15 protein-coding genes and 1 other RNA gene are annotated in these 19,435 nt (G+C 61.7%); 10 read left to right on the top strand and 6 right to left on the bottom strand.

Features of this window, described 5'->3' with window-relative positions:
* Nucleotides 1-119 precede the first annotated feature (119 nt).
* The gene (gene xdhB / locus ACF8O8_RS21835; protein WP_064493457.1) at nt 120-2,519 is read right to left on the bottom strand and encodes a xanthine dehydrogenase molybdopterin binding subunit; all 2,400 of its coding nucleotides are present in this window, start codon (nt 2,517-2,519) and stop codon (nt 120-122) included.
* The gene (gene xdhA, locus ACF8O8_RS21830; RefSeq protein ID WP_392510457.1) at nt 2,512-3,966 is read right to left on the bottom strand and encodes a xanthine dehydrogenase small subunit; all 1,455 of its coding nucleotides are present in this window, start codon (nt 3,964-3,966) and stop codon (nt 2,512-2,514) included. Before xdhA ends, xdhB begins: the two co-directional genes overlap by 8 nt.
* A 268-nt stretch (nt 3,967-4,234) precedes the next feature.
* On the opposite strand from xdhA, the gene ACF8O8_RS21825 reads away from it, so the two are divergent.
* From ACF8O8_RS21825 to ffs, 6 genes are all read left to right on the top strand, one after another.
* Nucleotides 4,235-4,894, top strand: a complete 660-nt coding sequence (locus ACF8O8_RS21825; protein WP_010955022.1) for a GntR family transcriptional regulator — start codon at nt 4,235-4,237, stop codon at nt 4,892-4,894.
* Between the two features lie 3 nt (nt 4,895-4,897).
* Complete coding sequence (gene smc / locus ACF8O8_RS21820) at nt 4,898-8,386, top strand: chromosome segregation protein SMC (RefSeq protein ID WP_350298133.1); 3,489 nt, start codon at nt 4,898-4,900, stop codon at nt 8,384-8,386.
* A gap of 204 nt (nt 8,387-8,590) precedes the next feature.
* Entirely contained in the window at nt 8,591-9,484 is an 894-nt protein-coding gene (gene zipA, locus ACF8O8_RS21815) for a cell division protein ZipA (protein ID WP_392510456.1), read from the top strand.
* 236 nt (nt 9,485-9,720) lie between these two features.
* On the top strand, nt 9,721-12,051 hold the full coding sequence (gene ligA, locus ACF8O8_RS21810; protein WP_392510455.1) for an NAD-dependent DNA ligase LigA: 2,331 nt from the start codon (nt 9,721-9,723) through the stop codon (nt 12,049-12,051).
* A 487-nt stretch (nt 12,052-12,538) separates the two neighbouring features.
* Nucleotides 12,539-13,261 (top strand): heparin lyase I family protein, encoded by a 723-nt coding sequence (locus ACF8O8_RS21805; protein ID WP_392510454.1) that lies wholly within the window; start codon nt 12,539-12,541, stop codon nt 13,259-13,261.
* Between the two features lie 186 nt (nt 13,262-13,447).
* Nucleotides 13,448-13,544: signal recognition particle sRNA small type (gene ffs / locus ACF8O8_RS21800), an RNA gene on the top strand.
* A gap of 28 nt (nt 13,545-13,572) precedes the next feature.
* On the opposite strand, the gene ACF8O8_RS21795 is transcribed toward ffs, so the two are convergent.
* Entirely contained in the window at nt 13,573-13,992 is a 420-nt protein-coding gene (locus ACF8O8_RS21795) for a helix-turn-helix domain-containing protein (protein ID WP_010955018.1), read from the bottom strand.
* Nucleotides 13,993-14,075: 83 nt separating this feature from the next.
* Here ACF8O8_RS21795 and ACF8O8_RS21790 point away from each other — a divergent pair, with 83 nt between their 5' ends.
* Complete coding sequence (locus ACF8O8_RS21790) at nt 14,076-14,564, top strand: DUF2938 domain-containing protein (RefSeq protein ID WP_049588270.1); 489 nt, start codon at nt 14,076-14,078, stop codon at nt 14,562-14,564.
* Between the two features lie 15 nt (nt 14,565-14,579).
* Here the strand turns inward: ACF8O8_RS21790 and ACF8O8_RS21785 are convergent, their stop codons facing one another.
* Nucleotides 14,580-14,759, bottom strand: a complete 180-nt coding sequence (locus ACF8O8_RS21785) for a hypothetical protein (protein WP_010955016.1) — start codon at nt 14,757-14,759, stop codon at nt 14,580-14,582.
* 32 nt (nt 14,760-14,791) lie between these two features.
* A complete protein-coding gene (locus ACF8O8_RS21780; RefSeq protein WP_020193510.1) occupies nt 14,792-14,986 on the bottom strand; it encodes a hypothetical protein in 195 nt (64 codons plus the stop codon).
* Nucleotides 14,987-15,442: 456 nt separating this feature from the next.
* On the opposite strand from ACF8O8_RS21780, the gene ACF8O8_RS21775 reads away from it, so the two are divergent.
* The gene (locus tag ACF8O8_RS21775; protein ID WP_392510453.1) at nt 15,443-15,718 is read left to right on the top strand and encodes a hypothetical protein; all 276 of its coding nucleotides are present in this window, start codon (nt 15,443-15,445) and stop codon (nt 15,716-15,718) included.
* 143 nt (nt 15,719-15,861) lie between these two features.
* On the opposite strand, the gene ACF8O8_RS21770 is transcribed toward ACF8O8_RS21775, so the two are convergent.
* Nucleotides 15,862-16,719, bottom strand: a complete 858-nt coding sequence (locus ACF8O8_RS21770; RefSeq protein ID WP_392510452.1) for a substrate-binding periplasmic protein — start codon at nt 16,717-16,719, stop codon at nt 15,862-15,864.
* 121 nt (nt 16,720-16,840) lie between these two features.
* Here ACF8O8_RS21770 and dnaX point away from each other — a divergent pair, with 121 nt between their 5' ends.
* Together dnaX and ACF8O8_RS21760 are read left to right on the top strand one after the other, a co-directional pair.
* Nucleotides 16,841-18,916, top strand: coding sequence for a DNA polymerase III subunit gamma/tau (gene dnaX / locus ACF8O8_RS21765; RefSeq protein WP_010955014.1), 2,076 nt, complete (start codon nt 16,841-16,843; stop codon nt 18,914-18,916).
* A gap of 63 nt (nt 18,917-18,979) precedes the next feature.
* Nucleotides 18,980-19,315, top strand: a complete 336-nt coding sequence (locus tag ACF8O8_RS21760) for a YbaB/EbfC family nucleoid-associated protein (RefSeq protein ID WP_003254305.1) — start codon at nt 18,980-18,982, stop codon at nt 19,313-19,315.
* The last annotated feature ends 120 nt before the right edge of the window (nt 19,316-19,435 follow it).

Raw genomic sequence — 19,435 nt, 5'->3', positions numbered from 1 at the left:
GATGCAACCTCTCTAAGCCATGCTGCCGACCCTGGTAGGAGCGGGTTTACCCGCGAATGTAGCGTTGGAGCTGATATCGCATTCGCGGGTAAACCCGCTCCTACAAGGGCCTTGCGTTGTCAGGGGGTGATGGTTTCCAGTTCCCGTTCGCGCGACTGTGTTTCAGCCACTGCCTTGCGCATCTGCTCGCAGCCCCACAGCACCCGCTCCGGCGTTGCCGGCGCATCCACCTGCGGCTGCACGCGGTAATCAGCCAGGCTGGCCACGGCATCCTTGATTGCACACCAGGCAGCAATGCCGAGCATGAACGGGGGCTCGCCCACGGCCTTGGAGTGGAACACGGTGTCTTCCGGGTTCTTGCGGTTCTCCACCAGCTTCACCCGCAAGTCCAGTGGCATGTCGGCCACGGCCGGGATCTTGTAGCTGGCCGGGCCGTTGGTCATCAGCTTGCCTTTGGCGTTCCACACCAGCTCTTCGGTGGTCAGCCAGCCCATGCCCTGGATGAAACCACCCTCCACCTGGCCGATGTCGATCGCAGGGTTCAGCGAATCGCCCACGTCGTGCAGGATGTCGGCGCGCAACATCTTGTATTCGCCGGTCAGCGTATCGACGATCACTTCCACGCAGGCAGCGCCAAAGGCGAAGTAGTAGAACGGCCGGCCGCGGGCCTGGCTGCGGTCGTAGAAGATCTTCGGCGTGCGGTAGAACCCGGTGCTGGACAGCGACACCTGGGCGAAGTAGGCCTGCTGCACCAGTTGCTCGAAGCTGACGATCTGGTCGCGCACCCGCACATGGCCGTTGCGGAACTCGACGTCTTCCTCGGTCACCTGATAGTGCCGTGCGGCAAACTCGGTCAGGCGTTTCTTGAGGATTTCGGCGGCGTTCTGCGCCGCCTTGCCGTTCAGGTCGGCGCCGCTGGAAGCAGCCGTAGGCGAGGTGTTAGGCACCTTGTCGGTGTTGGTAGCGGTGATCTGGATGCGGCTGAAATCCACCTGGAAGATCTGCGCCACCACCTGGGCCACCTTGGTGTTCAGGCCCTGGCCCATTTCGGTGCCGCCGTGGTTCAGGTGAATGCTGCCGTCGGTGTAGATATGGATCAGTGCACCGGCCTGGTTGAGGAAGGTGGCGGTGAACGAAATGCCGAACTTGACCGGTGTCAGTGCCAGGCCTTTCTTCAGGATCGGGCTGTTGGCGTTGAAGCGGCGGATCGACTCGCGTCGCTCGGCGTAGTCGCTGCTGGCCTCCAGCTCGGCGGTCATCTCTTCGAGCATGTTGTGCTCGACGGTCTGGTAGTAGTGGGTGACGTTGCGTTCGGTCTTGCCGTAATAGTTGGCCTTGCGCACGGCCAGCGGGTCGCGGCCCAGATGACGGGCGATATGGTCCATCACCTGCTCGATGGCGACCATGCCCTGTGGGCCGCCAAAGCCGCGGTAGGCGGTGTTGGAGGCGGTGTTGGTCTTGCAGCGGTGGCCATGGACGGTGGCATCGCCCAGGTAGTAAGCGTTGTCGGAGTGGAACATGGCACGGTCGACGATCGAACCGGACAGGTCGGGCGAATAGCCACAGTTGCCAGCCAGGTCGAAATTGATACCGTGCAGCCGGCCGTTGTCGTCGAAGCCCACGTCATACTCGACGTAGAACGGGTGGCGCTTGCCGGTCATGGTCATGTCTTCGACCCGCGGCAGGCGCATCTTGGTTGGCTGGCCGGTCAGGCGCGCAATTACCGCGCACAAGCATGCCGGGCTGGCGGCCTGGGTTTCCTTGCCGCCAAAACCGCCGCCCATGCGGCGCATGTCCAGCACCACCTTGTTCATCGGCACGTCGAGTACTTCGGCGACCAGTTTCTGCACTTCGGTGGGGTTCTGGGTGGAGCAGTAGACGATCATGCCGCCGTCTTCGGTAGGCATGACCGAGGAAATCTGCGTTTCCAGGTAGAAGTGCTCCTGGCCGCCGATGTGCAGGGTGCCCTGAATGCGATGCGGGGCGCTGGCCAGGGCGGCAGCCGAATCGCCGCGCTGATGGGTGTGGCTATCGAGCACGAAGTGCTTCTTGCGCAGCGCCTCGACCACGTCCAGCACCGGTTCCAGGTCTTCGTACTCGACGATGGCGGCCATGGCCGCTTTGCGTGCGGTTTCAAGATCGCGGGCAGCGACAGCGAGCACCGGCTGGCCGAAGAACTCGACCTTGTCGATGGCCAGCAGCGGGTCGCCGGCCACCACCGGGCCGATGTCCTTCAGGCCGGGGATGTCTTCGTGGGTGATGGCGATACGCACACCCTCGAAGGCATAGCACGGCGTGGTGTCGATGCGCAGGATGCGCGCATGGGCGCGGTCGGCGGTACGTGCATACACATGCAACTGGTTAGGGAATTCCAGGCGATCGTCAATGTACAGCGCCTCCCCCGATACATGCTTGTCGGCGCTGTCGTGCTTGACGCTGCGGCCGACCCCGGTGGTCAGGTCCTGGCTGAACAGTTCGGCCATCTCGGCCTGGCTCTTGGCTACGTGATGGTTAGACATAAGCGGTCACCCGGGTTTCGATGTACGGTGTTTGCTGTTCGATGAAATACTTGCGCAGCAGGTTCTGCGCGGTCAGCAGGCGGTATTCCTTGCTGGCGCGGAAGTCGCTGAGCGGGGTGAAGTCCTCGGCCAGGGCCTGGCAGGCGCGCTCGATGGCAGCCTGGTCCCACGGCTTGCCGCGCAGCGCCGCCTCACAGGCGCGGGCGCGCTTGGGAATCGCCGCCATGCCGCCGAAGGCGATACGCACACCGCTGACCACACCGTCTTCGATGCTCAGGTTGAAGGCTGCGCACACGGCGGAGATGTCATCGTCCAGGCGCTTGGACACTTTATAGGCGCGGAACGCCCAGTCACTGGAGGCGCGCGGTACGATGATCTTCTCGATGAACTCGCTGTCCTGGCGAGCCGTGATGCGGTAGTCGATGAAGTAGTCTTCCAGCGGCATCACCCGTTGGCGTTCACCCTGGCGCAGCACCACCTGCGCGTCCAGGGCGATCAGCAGGGGTGGCGAGTCGCCGATTGGCGAGGCGTTCCCGATGTTGCCGCCGAGGGTGCCCTGGTTGCGGATCTGCAGCGAGGCGAAGCGGTGCAGCAGTGCCCCGAAGTCAGGGTACTCCTCGTTCAGCGCGGCGTAGCAGTCAGTCAGTGGCGTGGCGGCGCCGATCTCCAGGTGGCTGGCGGTTTTCTCGATGCGCTTGAGTTCTGCCACATGGCCAACGTAGATCATCACCGGCAAGGTCTTGTGGAACTGGGTAACTTCCAGCGCCAGGTCGGTACCACCGGCCAGCAGTCGCGCTTCGGGGTGCGAGCTGTACAGGTCGGCCAGATCCGCCACGGTCAGCGGCACCAGGCAGCGCTTGTCGCCGCTGTTCAGCTCGCCGGTCTGGGTCGGGGCAATGGCCTTGAGGCGGCTGATGGTTTGCGCCTGCTGGGTATCGAACTGGTCGCGGCAGGGCTGGCGGCAGCTCTGCTCGGCGGCGTCGAGGATCGGTCGGTAACCGGTGCAGCGGCACAGGTTGCCAGCCAGGGCTTCCTGGGCCTGATGCAGGTCGGGGCCGCTGCTGTTCTTTTGCAGGGCAAACAGTGACATGACGAAGCCGGGCGTGCAGAAGCCGCATTGCGATCCGTGGCAGTCCGCCATCGCTTGCTGAACGCTGTGCAGTTGACCCTGTTGTTTGAGCCCCTCGACGCTGATCAGTTGCTTGCCGTGCAGCGACGACACAAAGGTCAGGCACGAATTGAGGCTGCGGTAGCGCAGGCTGTCGTTACCCTGGTCGTCCTGGATCAGTTCGCCGACCACCACGGTGCAAGCGCCGCAGTCTCCACTGGCGCAGCCCTCCTTGGTGCCGGTTTTGCCCAGGTGCTCGCGCAGGTACTGCAGCACCGTCATGTTAGGGTCCAGGGCGTGCTCACTACGCAGCTCCTGGTTGACGAGAAACTGGATCACGGGGAAGGCCTCGCAATGGTTTTATTGTTGTTGGGCGGACTCTAAGCAAGACCTGTCTAGCAGGTCAATATTTTTCTGACTCAAGGGTCAAGAAAATGCACATGTCCATGCCCAGCCGCACACACTGCCTCTATTACAAGCATAGATCGCGCCGGGCGCGCGGCTGTCTGACAGGTCAAATAAACCACCTGGCCCCTCTGCGCGATTACCGCCCAAGTACGCTACAATTCGCCCCTTGTGCCCAGTTCAATGATTTTGAAGGAAAACCATGACGTTCAAGGCCCCGGACAGCCTCTCCGAGCAGATTGCCGATTACCTGGCCGAACGCATCATCCGCGGCGAGCTGGCGCCAGGCGAACGTATCCAGGAGCAGAAAGTTACCCAGGCGCTCAACGTCAGCCGCGGCTCGGTGCGCGAAGCACTGCTGATCCTCGAGCGCCGCCATCTGGTGGCGATCCTGCCGCGCCGGGGCGCCCATGTGACCCAGCTGGACGAACGCAGCGTTCGCAGCCTGTGCTCACTGATGGGCGAGTTTTACATCCTGCTGGGCAATGCGGTTGCGCAAAAATGGCGCACCGAAGCCGACCTGCGCCCGTTTCTGGAAATCCAGCAGCGGCTGCAGCGTGCCCATGACCAGCTCGACATCAAGACCTTCGTCGCCGACAGTTTTGCGGTCATGCGTGCGGCCTATCCGTTCGCCGACAACCCGTTCCTGCAGGAAACCGTGGAAAACCTGCAGCCGGCCATGAGCCGTGCCTATTACCTGTCGCTGGACCAGCGCCAGGCCAACATGATCGACTATCTCGACCTGTTCGCCCGCTTGCTCGAAGCCGTGGTCTCGCGTGACCTGCCGCGCATTCGCGAGGTGCTCACCGCCTATGGCCAGCGCAGCTGCGAACTGGTGCTGGCGGCACTGGCCAGAGGCTGACCGATGCGCCTGAAGTGCATTCGCCTGGCCGGGTTCAAGTCGTTCGTCGACCCGACCACGGTCAACTTCCCCAGCAACATGGCGGCCGTGGTCGGCCCAAACGGCTGCGGCAAGTCCAATATCATCGACGCGGTGCGTTGGGTGATGGGCGAGAGTTCGGCGAAGAACCTGCGCGGCGAGTCGATGACCGACGTCATCTTCAACGGCTCCAGTGGCCGCAAGCCGGTCAGCCAGGCCAGTATCGAGCTGGTGTTCGACAACAGCGAAACCACCCTGGTCGGCGAGTATGCCGCCTACGCCGAGATTTCGATCCGCCGCAAGGTTACCCGCGACGGGCAGAACAGCTATTACCTCAACGGCACCAAGTGCCGCCGGCGTGACATCACGGATATTTTCCTTGGGACGGGTCTGGGGCCGCGCAGCTACTCGATCATCGAGCAGGGCATGATCTCCAAGCTGATCGAGGCCAAGCCCGAGGAGCTGCGCAATTTCATCGAGGAAGCGGCTGGCATTTCCAAATACAAGGAGCGCCGCCGCGAAACCGAGAACCGCATCCGCCGCACCCAGGAAAACCTGGCGCGCCTGACCGACCTGCGCGAAGAGCTCGAGCGCCAGCTGGAGCGTCTGCATCGCCAGGCCCAGGCAGCCGAAAAGTACCGTGAGTACAAGGCTCAGGAGCGGCAGATGAAAGCGCGCCTGTCTGCCTTGCGCTGGCGAGACCTGGACGAACAAGTACGCCAGCGCGAATCGGTGATCGGTGATCAGGGCGTTTCTCACGAGGCACTGGTGGCCGAGCAGCGCAATGCCGATGCCAGTATCGAACGCCTGCGCGACGGTCATCACGAACTGTCCGAACGCTTCAACCAGGTGCAGGGCCGTTTCTACTCGGTGGCCGGTGACATCGCCCGGGTCGAGCAGAGCATTCAGCACGGCCAGCAGCGCCTGCGGCAGTTGCAGGACGACTTCAAGGAAGCCGAGCGCACACGCCTGGAAACCGAATCGCACCTGGGGCACGACCGCACCCTGCTGGCGACTTTGGGCGAAGAGCTGGCCATGCTCGAACCCGAGCAGGAAATGACCCTGGCTGCTGCCGAGGAAGCCGCTGCCGCGCTTGAAGAGGCCGAGCTGGGCATGCACGGCTGGCAGGAACAGTGGGACAGCTTCAACAGCCGCTCCGCCGAACCGCGCCGCCAGGCCGAAGTGCAGCAGGCGCGCCTGCAGCAGCTGGAAACCAGCCTTGAGCGCCAGGCCGAGCGCCAGCGCAAGTTGGTCGAGGAGCGCGAGCAACTGGGCAGCGACCCGCAGGATGCCGCCATGCTCGAACTGGCCGAGCAACTGGCCAGCAGCGAAATGCTGCTGGAAGAACTGCAGCTCTGCGAAGAGCAGGTGATCGAGCGCCTGGAAAGCGCGCGCGAGCAACTGCAGCAGGCCACCCAGGCGCAACAGCAGGCACAGGGCGACCTGCAGCGCCTGGGTGGGCGCCTGGCCTCGCTTGAAGCCTTGCAGCAGGCCGCCCTGGAGCCGGGCGCAGGTGCTGCGCAATGGCTGCACGGCCAAGGGCTGGAGCAACAGCCGCGGCTGGCCGAAGGCTTGCGGGTGGAGCCGGGTTGGGAGCTGGCGGTAGAGACGGTGCTTGGCGCCGATCTGCAGGCTGTGCTGGTGGACGATTTCAACGACCTCGATTTTGCCGGCCTGGAACAGGGTGAGCTGCGCTTGTTGCTGGCCGTCGGCGCGGGGGCGACGTTGCCCGGCAGCTTGCTGGAGAAGGTCGAGGGCCGTATCGACCTGGCGCCCTGGCTGGGCCAGGTCAGGCCTGTGGAAGACCTGGCTCAGGCACTGGAGCAGCGCGGATCGCTCGGCGAAGGGCAGAGCCTGGTCAGTCGCGATGGCTACTGGGTCGGCCGGCACTTCCTGCGGGTACGCCGGGGTGGCGAGGCCGAAGGCGGCGTGCTGGCGCGCGGCCAGGAAATCGAACGCCTGGGCCAGGAACAACTGGAACAGGAAGCGGCGCTGGAGCAACTCGATCAACAGTTGCAGGCCCTGCGCGAGCAGCAACTGGACCTGGAGGAGCAGCGCGAACAGTTGCGCCGCCGCACCCAGGATGAAAACCGCCTGCACGGCGAACTGAAGGCCAGTCTTTCGGCCAGCCGCGCGCGCGCCGAGCAGGTCGAGCTGCGCCGCCGCCGCCTGCAGGAAGAGCTGAGCGAGCTGGAAGAACAGCGCGCTCTGGAACACGAGCAACTGGGCGAAGCGCGCCTGCTGCTGCAAGAGGCTTTGGAGCTCATGGCCCAGGACACCGAGCAGCGCGAACAGTTGATGGCCCGCCGCGATACCTTGCGCGAAAGCCTTGACCGGGTGCGTCAGGAGGCCCGCCAGCACAAGGACCACGCTCACCAGCTGGCGGTGCGCCTGGGGTCGCTGCGTGCCCAGCACGACTCTACCCGCCAGGCGCTGGAGCGTCTGGAGCAGCAAGCTGCGCGCCTGACCGAACGCCAGGAACAACTGAGCCTGAACCTGGAGGAGGGTGAAGCCCCGCAGGAAGAACTGCGTCTGAAGCTGGAGGAGCTGCTGGAGCGGCGCATGAGCGTCGACGAGGAAATGCGCCTGGCTCGCCTGCACATGGACGAAGCTGACCGCGAACTGCGCGATGCCGAAAAACGCCGCACCCAGGCCGAGCAGCAGGCCCAGCTGCTGCGTGGTCAACTGGAGCAGCTGCGCCTGGAGTGCCAAGGCCTGGATGTGCGGCGCAAGACCTTGCAGGAACAGTTGCTGGCCGACGGCTATGACCTGCAAGGCGTGCTCGCCACCCTGGAAGCCGAGGCCAGCGAGCAGGGCACCGAGCAGGAGCTGGAACAGCTTGAAGCGCGCATCCAGCGCCTGGGGGCGATCAACCTGGCGGCCATCGAAGAATACGAGCAGCAGTCCGAGCGGAAACGTTACCTGGACGCCCAGGACGCCGACCTGGTCGAAGCGCTGGAGACCCTCGAAAACGTCATCCGCAAGATCGACAAGGAAACCCGCAACCGCTTCAAGGATACCTTTGATCAGATAAATGCCGGATTACAGGCACTTTTCCCAAAAGTTTTCGGGGGTGGCAGCGCTTATCTGGAACTGACGGGCGAAGATTTACTCGATACAGGGGTGACGATCATGGCGCGCCCACCGGGCAAGAAGAACAGCACCATCCATTTGCTGTCCGGCGGCGAGAAGGCACTGACCGCCTTGGCGCTGGTGTTTGCCATCTTCAAGTTGAACCCCGCACCGTTCTGCATGCTCGACGAGGTCGATGCGCCGCTGGACGATGCCAACGTCGGGCGCTACGCGCGTCTGGTCAAGGAAATGAGTGAAAGCGTGCAGTTCATCTACATCACCCATAACAAGATTGCCATGGAGATGGCGGACCAATTGATGGGGGTGACCATGCATGAACCAGGTTGTTCACGCCTTGTTGCGGTTGATGTGGAGGCGGCCATGGCCATGGTCGACGCTTGATGCACGACGATAGGGGCACATTCTGCAGCGAAATGCCCCGCCGTGTGCGACAGACGGTGTAAAGTTGTCTTTGGTCGTGCTAGCTTAATGTCACTCGTTTTTTGCGTGGGTAAAACGCCTGTCAGAACATAGAGTTGGCGCCACGTGTTAAAGGGCTTTGAACCCTTTGTTTTCAAGCATATTTTTATAGAGGCACGGGATTACATGGAAATCGGTCTGCGCGAGTGGCTGATCCTCATCGGCATCATTGTTATCGCCGGGATTCTTTTCGACGGCTGGCGCCGCATGCGCGGCGGGAAAGGCAAGTTGAAATTCCGTCTGGATCGCAGTTATTCCAACCTGCCGGACGAAGAGGGTGGCAGTGCCGAAGTGCTCGGCCCGTCGCGAGTGCTCGATACCCACAAGGAGCCTGAGCTGGACGAAAGCGACCTGCCGTCGCTCAGCGCGTCTGCGCGTGATCGCGAGCGTGAGCCCAAGCCGGTCAAGGCCAGCAAGCGCGGCAAGCGTGCCAGTGCGGCTGCCGATGTGCACCAGGGTGACCTGAACCTGAGCGCCGAGCCGCGCGAGCCCGACCTGTTTGCCGACAGCGATGACGACTTTGCCGCCGACAACAACCGTAGCAGCGGCGCAGCGCCTGCCAGCAACAGCGTCAAGGAGTTGCCGCCTGCCGAAGAGGTGCTGGTCATCAGCGTGATCTCGCGCGACGAGGGTGGCTTCAAGGGCCCGGCGCTGCTGCAGAACATCCTGGAAAGCGGCTTGCGCTTCGGCGAAATGGACATCTTCCACCGCCACGAGAGCATGGCTGGTCACGGCGAGGTGCTGTTCTCGATGGCCAACGCAGTCAAGCCTGGCGTGTTCGACCTGGACGACATCGATCACTTCAGCACTCGCGCTGTGAGCTTCTTCCTCGGCTTGCCGGGCCCACGTCATCCGAAGCAGGCTTTCGACGTGATGGTTGCCGCGGCACGCAAGCTGGCCCACGAACTGAACGGTGAGCTCAAGGACGACCAGCGCAGCGTGCTGACCGCCCAGACCATCGAGCACTACCGCCAGCGTATCGTCGAGTTCGAGCGCCGTGCGCTAACCCAGAAGCGCTGACAGATCCAGACGAAAGAGCAGCCTGAGGGCGTGCTGGCCGGTTCGGGTATCGTCGTTGCCTGTGCCGGCCTCTTCGCGGGTAAACCCGCTCCTACAGGTACATCACCGCCCTAGGGCATGTGACGCCCTTGTGGGAGCGGGTTTACCCGCGAAGAGGCTGGCACAGTCAACAGACACCTGGAACCCCACGCACCACCCCAAGCTGCTCTTTTGCTTTGCAAGAGAAGACAAATCCCATGACCGCCGAAACCCGTATCCTCGAACTGCGTGCCGAGCTCGATCAGCACAATTATCGCTACTACGTGCTCGACGAGCCCAGCGTGCCTGATGCCGAATACGACCGCCTGTTCAACGAGCTCAAGGCGCTGGAAGCTGAACACCCGCACCTGGTAACCCCCGACTCGCCCACCCAGCGTGTGGGTGGAGCTGCCTTGGCGGCGTTCAGCCAGGTACGCCACGAAGTGCCCATGCTCAGCCTGGGCAACGCCTTCGAAGAAGCCGACCTGCGTGAGTTCGGCCGTCGCGTGGTAGAAGGCCTCGATCAGCCGGGCGCGGTCGACTACAGCTGCGAACCCAAGCTCGATGGCCTGGCCGTGAGCCTGCTGTACCGCGACGGCCAGCTGGTGCAGGGCGCCACCCGTGGCGACGGCACCACTGGCGAAGACATCAGCGCCAACGTACGCACCGTGCGCAACATCCCGCTCAAGTTGCAGGGTAAGGGCTGGCCGGCAGTGCTGGAGGTGCGCGGCGAGGTGTACATGAGCAAGGCCGGCTTCGACCGGCTCAATGCCGCCCAGGCCGAGGCCGGTGGCAAGACCTTCGCCAACCCGCGCAACGCTGCCGCTGGCAGCCTGCGCCAGCTGGATTCGAAAATTACCGCCAGCCGCCCGCTGGAGTTCTGCTGCTATGGCGTTGGCCAGGTGTCCGAGAGTATCGGCGACAGCCACATCGGCATCCTCGAACAACTCAAGGCCTGGGGCCTGCCGATCAGCCGCGAGCTCAAACATGCGGCGGGCATCGAAGAGTGCCTGGCCTACTATCGCGAGATTGGCGAGCGGCGTAACAGCCTGCCGTATGAGATCGACGGGGTAGTGTTCAAGGTCAACAGCCTGGCCGCCCAGCGCGAGCTGGGCTTCCGCGCCCGTGAGCCGCGCTGGGCGATTGCCCACAAGTTCCCGGCCATGGAAGAGCTGACCGAGGTGCTGGATGTCGAGTTCCAGGTTGGCCGTACGGGTGCAGTAACGCCTGTGGCGCGGCTGAAGCCGGTCAAGGTGGCCGGTGTGACGGTGTCCAACGCCACCCTGCACAACATGGACGAAATCGCCCGCCTGGGCCTGCGTATCGGCGACACGGTGATCATTCGCAGGGCCGGCGACGTGATCCCGCAGGTGATGCAGGTGGTGCTGGAGCGTCGTCCGCAAGGCGCCCGCCCGGTAGAGGTGCCAAGCGCATGCCCGGTCTGTGGCTCGCAGGTCGAGCGTACCCGGCTGGTAAAGCGCAGCAAGGGCAAGGAAACCACCAGCGAAGGTGCGGTGTACCGCTGTGTCGGCCGCCTGGCCTGTGGCGCCCAGCTCAAGCAGGCGATCATTCATTATGTGTCGCGCCGTGCCATGGACATCGACGGTCTGGGTGAGAAGAGCGTCGAGCAGTTGGTGGATGAAGGCCTGATCGGCTCGCCGGCTGATTTGTACAAGCTGCAGTTCGAGCAGGTCGTCGGCCTGGAAGGCTTCGCCGAGGTGTCTACCCAGAAGCTGCTGGATGCCATTGAAGCCAGCAAGCGCCCGAGCCTGGCGCGCTTCATCTACGCGCTGGGCATCCCGGATGTCGGCGAGGAGACCGCCAAGGTGCTGGCCCGCTCGCTGGGCAGCCTGGCGCGCGTGCAGCAGGCATTGCCGCAGGTGCTGACCTATTTGCCGGACATCGGTCTCGAAGTGGCCTACGAGATCCACAATTTCTTTGAAGACGAGCACAACCAGAAGGTTATCCAGCAGCTGCTCGACAGCGGTATGCAGTTGCAGGACGAAGGTGAGCTGGCTGCCGAATTTGCCGCCAGCACCACCTTGGCCGGGATGATCGCCAAGCTCGACATTGCCTCCGTCGGCCCGACCGGTGCCGAGAAGTTGGTGGCCAGGCTCGACAGCCTGGACAAGATCATCGCCGCCGACGGCATTGACCTGCGCCAGGCCCTGGCGGCCAAGCAGGCCGACGCAGTGCGTGAGTTCTTCAAGGATGAAGCGAACCAGAAACTGGCCCGGGACATCGAAGCCCAGCTGCTGGCGTTCGGCATGCACTGGAGCAGCGAGAAGAAGGTGGCCGAAGGCTTGCCGCTGGCCGGCCAGACCTGGGTGCTGACCGGTACGCTGGAGCGCATGAGCCGCGACATTGCCAAGGACAAGCTGGAAAGCCTTGGGGCCAAGGTTGCCGGCTCGGTGTCTGGCAAGACCCATTGCGTGGTGGCTGGGCCTGGGGCAGGCTCGAAGCTGGCCAAGGCGGCCGAGTTGGGTGTGAAGGTGCTGGACGAAGATGCCTTTGTCACATTCCTGGCCGGGCAGGGCATCACTGTCTAGAGCCCTGCGCGCGTCCCTCGTGTCGACAAGGGCTGCAAAGCGGCCCCTGAATTTCAGCGTCACCACCTACATTGCCGTGGCCCCTTGGCGGCCTGACCGTGGCACAGTTCACCTGCCTGTCAGTCAAATACTTACTGCTGTCTGCCTCGGATATTTGAAAAGGCATGGTTTAACCGCTCTTGAATTGCTGCGTTTACGTAATTAGAGAGTGTGGATGCGTATTATCTGTTTGCGCGGCCCTTGCAAATCTATGGGTATCTGTCCTGGTATCCGCTTTCGCCAAAATTACCTGAAGCGTTGTTTTCTGAGTTTGGATTGTACGTAGGGGGCTAGTGGCGATTCGCGCCAGGGCTGGGCTATATGGAATCTAGCTGTCGTGTCGGTCCTGGTAATTCTGCTAGTTGTGAGGTGCTTCAGCGCAGTGCTAACGTCCACTTGTGCTTTGATCCAAGGCGCTGTTTTTTCAATGCTAGGTGGGTGTGCTTATATGAATGCCAACACAAGTCAATTGTTTGCCTGGTGTGCTGGGCCTGAGAGGGTTGGGCAGTCTCCAGATGATAAGTTCTATTCATTTGAAACTATGTCCGGAAGTCTGAGCGCCGTCGACCTTGGCGAGGGGCTGGTATGGCGATTCGACAAGCCGTCTACACCATCAGACCCAGATGACTATCGTTGTGAGGCCAATGGAGTGGTGAGCAATGGGGCCAGGCATAATTTTTTTGATGGGGAGCGTTACACTTTTTCGTGGTCGAGCAAGTTCTCCTCCGTGGATAACGTAGCAGGCAGGCCTTTCGTCATTTTTCAATGGAAATCTTTCAGCGGTGGTCATCAGAACTACCCTTTTCTCCTGAGGGTGAATAATGGTCGGCTGGAACTTATCCATGCCACACCAGGTGATGATCCGACCAATGTCGAGAAAAAGTGGTTGTTCATATGGTCGACTCCTGTCCAGGCTGATGTTTGGCAGCGCATTCAACTGGCCGTCCAGCTTTCAACGGATCGGGAGCTAGGTTATTTGCTTTTGAATTTTAATGGCTACCCACAGGCCTTCGCCATTGATCAGGATGAGGCGCCAGACCCTGGGTACATCTTCAAGTGCCGTACCCTGGATACCACAGGCAATACGCCAAAATGGGGATTCTACAATCGTGGAGTTACGGAACATGCCTTGATTCACCAGGTCCGTGGTTTGAATGTCAGGCAGTCGTAAGATCACCACCGATTTGCTTTCAATCCCGGTAGCCGGTCTGTCGGAGCCGTAAAGGTGTGTGCGAACACCTCGGACAGGACAAGTCATTGAGAAATGATGATTTTTTCCAACCTAGAGGTTGTATCTGCGCCCAAGACCGGTACAATGGCGCCACTCGCTGCTCAGCGAGACATGTAGTGGTGGCCCCATCGGTCCCTCCGCATTGATTACCCGTTAACCTGGTCAGGCCCGGAAGGGAGCAGCCATAGCGGGAACATCGAGTGCCGGGGTGTGGCTGGTGGGGCCGCCTCCATTTCTGGGGTCGGAAAACCTCAATCTGTAACGAACGCCTTCGTTCTTGCCTGCTTTTCGCCCAATGCTCCCGCCGCCGACAGCTTCATCAGCTGCTGGAATTTCGGGCATGCCAGATGATCTTTCTCAGGGCATTGCGCGGCATGCCGCAACCCCTTGCTCATCGCCTGCAACCGCTTGATCCGCGCATCCAGCTCGTCCGCCTTGGCCATCAGCATCTGCCGGTCGACCTGCAGGTCCACCAGCATCGCCCCCACTTCATCCAGCGAAAACCCCGCAGCCTGCCCCAGGGCGATCAGCGCCAACCGGTCTGCCACATCGGCTGCAAACTGTCGACGCTGGCCGCGCCCGGCCAAGGACTTGAGCAAGCCTTTCTTCTCGTAGTAACGCAGTGTCGATGCAGGTACGCCAGTGCGTTTGGCGACGTCGGCAATGTCCATTTCGGGCCCTTGACTTGAAGTTGACTTCAACTTCTATGCTGCGCGGCATGGTAATGACCGTCAACCTTCGAGGGCTTGTTCAAATGACGTTTACTGCGATGTTTCTAGCTGCATTGCCGATTGGCATTGGTGCCACTGTAGTGATGGACCTGTGGGGGTTGCTGCTGAGGCGGTTAGGTATCGCAACGCTGAATTTCGCCATGGTCGGACGTTGGGCGGGGCACCTGCTAGGCGGGCGTGTTTCTCATCAGGCGATTGCCAAAGCGGAACCGGTGCAAAATGAGTTGGCGTGGGGATGGGTGATTCACTACGCCACCGGCGTGCTTTTCGCGATGCTGCTGGTTGTGATCGTAGGGGAGGGCTGGTTGCGGTCGCCTACTCTTTTACCTGCAGTAGTTGTGGGTGTGGGTACAGCCGTGGCGCCGCTGTGCTTCATGCAGCCAGCGATGGGGGCAGGGTTCTTTTCGTCCAGGACGCCGACGCCTGCGCGTAACTGCCTGAAGAGCCTGGCCACGCATTTTGTGTTTGGTGTGGGGTTGTTCTTGAGTGCGGGTTTACTTGCTTTAGTGTGACGGCAGGGAGTTGGGTCAGAGCGAGCGCAAAATCAGCATGCCTGCTAACAGCAGTACCCCTGTAGAGATTGCGCCGATGTAAAAAAGGAGCACACCCGTCCATGGCGAAGACGCTCGAAGGTTGCGCATTTCTTCGGCGAACGCTTCTGCTTCATTCAGTGCTGTTCTGGTGTGATCCTGGGCGGCGCGGTGCATTTGTTACTCCTTGTGGCTGGATTAATCGAAGCTCAGAGCTTGCTGGCCAGTGCCATTACGCCAACTATGGTCGTGACAACTGCTGAACCCGTTGCGATTGGGTACCAGAACGCCTCCTGCCGGAGCTTACGCGCTTCCGCTACAAATTTCTGTGCCTCGGCCCTTAACTTTCGGCCTTCATTTTGTAACTTCTCAAGTTCGAGATGTTCACGATCATCCTGATGCATCGGGCTGTCTATTCTGTTGCGGCGAAGGTGCCGGGGGGCGGGCTTGATTGTGTGCGGTTTGGTTCGGTCGCGAAACCGCCGTCTTCCAGTGAGTGTTGTAGTCCAATTGCGATCAAGATCGTCATGTATGTCACGTCGGAGTAATTTTAGACGGATCTGATATCAATCGAAGAAAGCTCCTACATGTCAGGTAGGTATAGCGAATTATCCTACGATCTCCGTCGACTCCCGTCTGATTGTCCCGGTCAACCTCGCCCACTAGGCTTTTTCGGTCGCGGTCAGTTCAGCGATCGGGTGTGGAAGCCTGGGTGGTTTGGCGGCTGTCGATATGACGGTTGTGCGTGGGAGGCCTTCGGGCCTGCCGGGTTTGCCATACCCCTGGTCTTCCACCCCGCGTACAACTGTCACCCTAAGTGTGGAAGCGAAAGGGTGCTATCAGCCCGGTATGGTGAACTCATGAAAAAACTGGTCCCCGATCCGCCCCACGTCTTCGATCTTCCCCAAGGCAAATCCCTTTCCCGCGCGATCAGCGAAGGCATCGTCCCGATGGAGTTCGCGTTGATGAATGTTTCCCACTACCTGATGTTCGCCTACAGCGATAGCCGGCGGGCGCTTGAGCGTATTCAGGACGAAGAAACCAGGCAGTTATTGGAGCATGGGTTGCGGGCCATGCAGATTACCTGGGGGCAGGCGGATGCTGTCAGCGTGGCGTTTGAACGTAAAGGCCGGTGACGTTGAGTTTGTGATAGAGATTGTGAGTGTGCCGCACAACGCTGTGGGAGCGGGTGTGCCCGCGAAGAATATAGCGCGGTGGATGGCACGGGCTTCGCCCGTGTTCGCGGGCAAGCCCGCTCCCACAGGGATCGCGCCAGCTTTTAGAAATTGAGCAAGACAGTTGCGCAAGCGGTCGCGAAATGAGCAGGGTCATTAGTTGCGCTGGCTGTGTGCCGGCATTTTGCTGGGTATTTCGGGGCGGGCCACGACATACTGTCCGGCTCGCCCGTCGCTTCATACCGCTGCAAAATCCGCTCTATCTCCCCCGACTGCTTCATCCTTACCAACGCCCGCAACAGCCCTTGTGTCGGTATCGCCGGATCGTTGCGCACCATGCACCCCAAATCCTGTTCGTCCAGCACCGCCAGCGCTTGCAATTGCTGCTCCGCTGGCAACCCTTGGTTGAACCACTGCAACGACAACTGGTTGCTCACCGCATGGCGGTACCGGCCGGCCTGCAGCTTTTGCAGCACCAGCAACTGGTTGCGGCTGTCCTCACGGTGCAGCTGGCCGTTGTCCAGCAGTGGTTGCAGGGTTGAATAGGTGTAGCCCAGCACCGTGCCGATCGCCTGGCGTGGCAGTTGCTCCGGGGGCATCGGGGTGCTGTCGCCGGGGCGGCCAACCAGTACGTCGCGCTGATGAATCAGCGGGATACTCCACACAAAATCCCTTGGACGGTCGTTGAGCCACTGGGTACTGACGTAGCAACGCACATCAATATCGCCGCTGCTCATGGCCTCCTCCAGGCGCAGGCGGGCCATGACGTGGAACTCGGGGCGAGCGCCCACTTGCCTGGCAACGGCTTGCATCAGGTCGTAAAGCAATCCCTCCACTGGCTGATCGCCTTCGATGCGTACCAGGGGCATGCTCCAGCTCTCGGCTACGGAGAAGCGCAGCACCGGCTGGTCAGCCAGGCTGTTTGTAGACCACAGCAGTAACAGGGCCAGCAGTCTTCGCAAAGGCAATCCTCCCTGGACAATGCGCCATTCCAAGCTTAGACGAGTTGCGCAGGGTGCAATTTTGCCCCCGCTCCGCTAGCATTAGCGATCTTCCGCTCGATCAGGCTACGATGGTTTTTCGATGAGTTATCAGGTTCTTGCACGAAAATGGCGTCCGCGCTCGTTCCGCGAAATGGTCGGCCAGACCCATGTGCTCAAGGCCTTGATCAATGCCTTGGACAACCAGCGCCTGCACCATGCCTACCTGTTCACCGGTACCCGCGGGGTGGGCAAGACGACCATCGCCCGTATTATCGCCAAGTGCCTGAACTGTGAAACCGGCATCACCTCCACGCCCTGTGGCACCTGTTCGGTGTGCCGGGAAATCGACGAAGGCCGTTTCGTCGACCTGATCGAGATCGACGCCGCCAGCCGTACCAAGGTAGAGGACACTCGCGAACTGCTCGATAACGTGCAGTACGCCCCTAGCCGTGGGCGCTTCAAGGTCTACCTGATCGACGAAGTGCACATGCTCTCGACCCACTCATTCAACGCCTTGCTCAAGACGCTGGAAGAGCCGCCGCCCTACGTCAAGTTCATCCTCGCCACCACCGACCCGCAGAAGCTGCCGGCCACCATCCTGTCGCGCTGCCTGCAGTTCTCGTTGAAGAACATGAGCCCGGAGCGGGTGGTGGAGCACCTCAGCCACGTACTTGCCGCCGAGAACGTGCCGTTCGAGGAAGATGCCCTGTGGCTGCTGGGGCGGGCGGCCGACGGCTCCATGCGTGATGCCATGAGCCTGACCGACCAGGCCATCGCCTTCGGTGAAGGCAAGGTACTGGCCGCCGATGTACGTGCCATGTTGGGTAGCCTCGACCATGGCCAGGTGTATGGGGTCTTGCAGGCACTGCTCGAAGGCGATGCCAGGGCTTTGCTGGAGGCCGTGCGTAATCTGGCCGAGCAAGGGCCGGACTGGTCGGGCGTTCTGGCCGAAATGCTCAATGTGCTGCACCGTGTAGCCATTGCCCAGGCGCTGCCCGAAGCGGTAGACAACGGCCAGGGTGATCGCGAGCGGGTATTGGCGCTGGCTTCGGCGCTGCCGGCCGAGGATGTGCAGTTCTATTATCAGATGGGCCTGATTGGCCGCCGTGATCTGCCCCTTGCGCCGGACCCGCGCGGTGGCTTCGAGATGGTGCTGCTGCGTATGCTGGCGTTCCGCCCGGCAGACACGGACGACGCACCGAAGCCGGTGCTAAAGCCAACGGGGATCAGCCAGGCCACAGCTGATCCTGCAGGGCAGGTGGCAGCTGCGGCGCCGGTCGCGCTTTCACCGCCTGTCGCGGCTGTGCCGGCGGAGCCTGTTGCGCAAGCCCCGCAGCTGGAGGTGCCAGCACCCGCGACGGCTGATCATGAGCCGGAGGCCGAGGCAGATGTTGAGCTGAAGGCCGAAGCCGAGGCCATCTCCGTACCTGAGCCGGTCGCCGAAGTGGTCGACCTGCCGTGGGAAGAGCCTGCCGTTGCACCCGCGCCGTTAGCGGCTGAACCTGCGCCTGAACCGGCACCTGCGCCCGAGCCTGTTGCCCCGGTGGCGCCCACACAGGCCGCCCCGGCACACGACGAGCCGCCTTTCGACCCGTCTGCCTACGCCGCCGTGGGGATGGAGCGCGACGATGAGCCGCCGCTTGACGAAGACTATTACGGTGGCGAAAGCGATCCGGCAGGTTTCAGCTACCTGGACGAATTGGCCGAACATGTTCAGGAAGACGTGTCCAAACCGGCTGCCGAACCGTTGCCGGCAGCCAAACCGGCCACCGGCCTGGCCTTGCAATGGCTGGAATTATTCCCACAGTTGCCTGTGTCCGGGATGACAGGCAACATCGCGGCAAACTGTACGCTGATTGCCGCCGATGGCGACGACTGGTTGCTGCACCTGGACCCTGGCCAGGGGGCGCTGTTCAACGCCACCCAGCAGCGGCGCCTGAACGAAGCGCTCAACCAGCACCTGGGGCGCACGCTGAACCTGCGCATCGAGCTGATCCTGCCAGAGCAGGAAACCCCGGCTCAGGCGGCGGCACGCAAGCGAGCCGAGCGCCAGCAGGACGCCGTCGCGTCGATCGAGCAGGATCCGTTGATCCAGCAGATGATCAAGTTGTTCGGCGCCAAGGTGCGGCAGGATACTATTGAGCCTGTAGAAGCCCTGGCTAGTCAGGGCCAGTAATGGATAACCATGCGGCCGGCCCGGTGCCGGGCCGCATCACATGACCCAATCGAGGTATACCCCATGATGAAAGGTGGCATGGCCGGCCTGATGAAGCAGGCCCAGCAGATGCAGGAAAAAATGCAGAAGATGCAGGAAGAACTGGCCAACGCCGAAGTCACCGGTCAGTCCGGTGGCGGTCTGGTGAGCGTGGTGATGACCGGTCGTCACGACGTCAAGCGCGTCAGCATCGACCAGAGCCTGATGTCGACTGATGAAGACGACAAGGAAGTACTGGAGGACCTCATTGCCGCTGCGCTGAACGACGCAGTGCGCAAGGTCGAGCAGAGCAGCCAGGAAAAGATGGGCGGCATGACCGCCGGCATGCAGCTGCCGCCGGGCTTCAAGATGCCGTTCTAAGGGCATTGCGATACTCAAAACCGCCGCTGACAACAGTGGCGGTTTTTTTTTGCGGAGATTTCAACCCAGTTGCGGTCTGCTTTTTTGTGGGAGCGGCCTTGTGTCGCGAAAGGGGCGCGA

It is taken from the genome of Pseudomonas sp. TYF_14, from assembly GCF_043105275.1.
GTDB classification, from domain to species: domain Bacteria; phylum Pseudomonadota; class Gammaproteobacteria; order Pseudomonadales; family Pseudomonadaceae; genus Aquipseudomonas; species Aquipseudomonas alloputida.
This window is presented reverse-complemented; position numbering and strand designations above follow the sequence as displayed.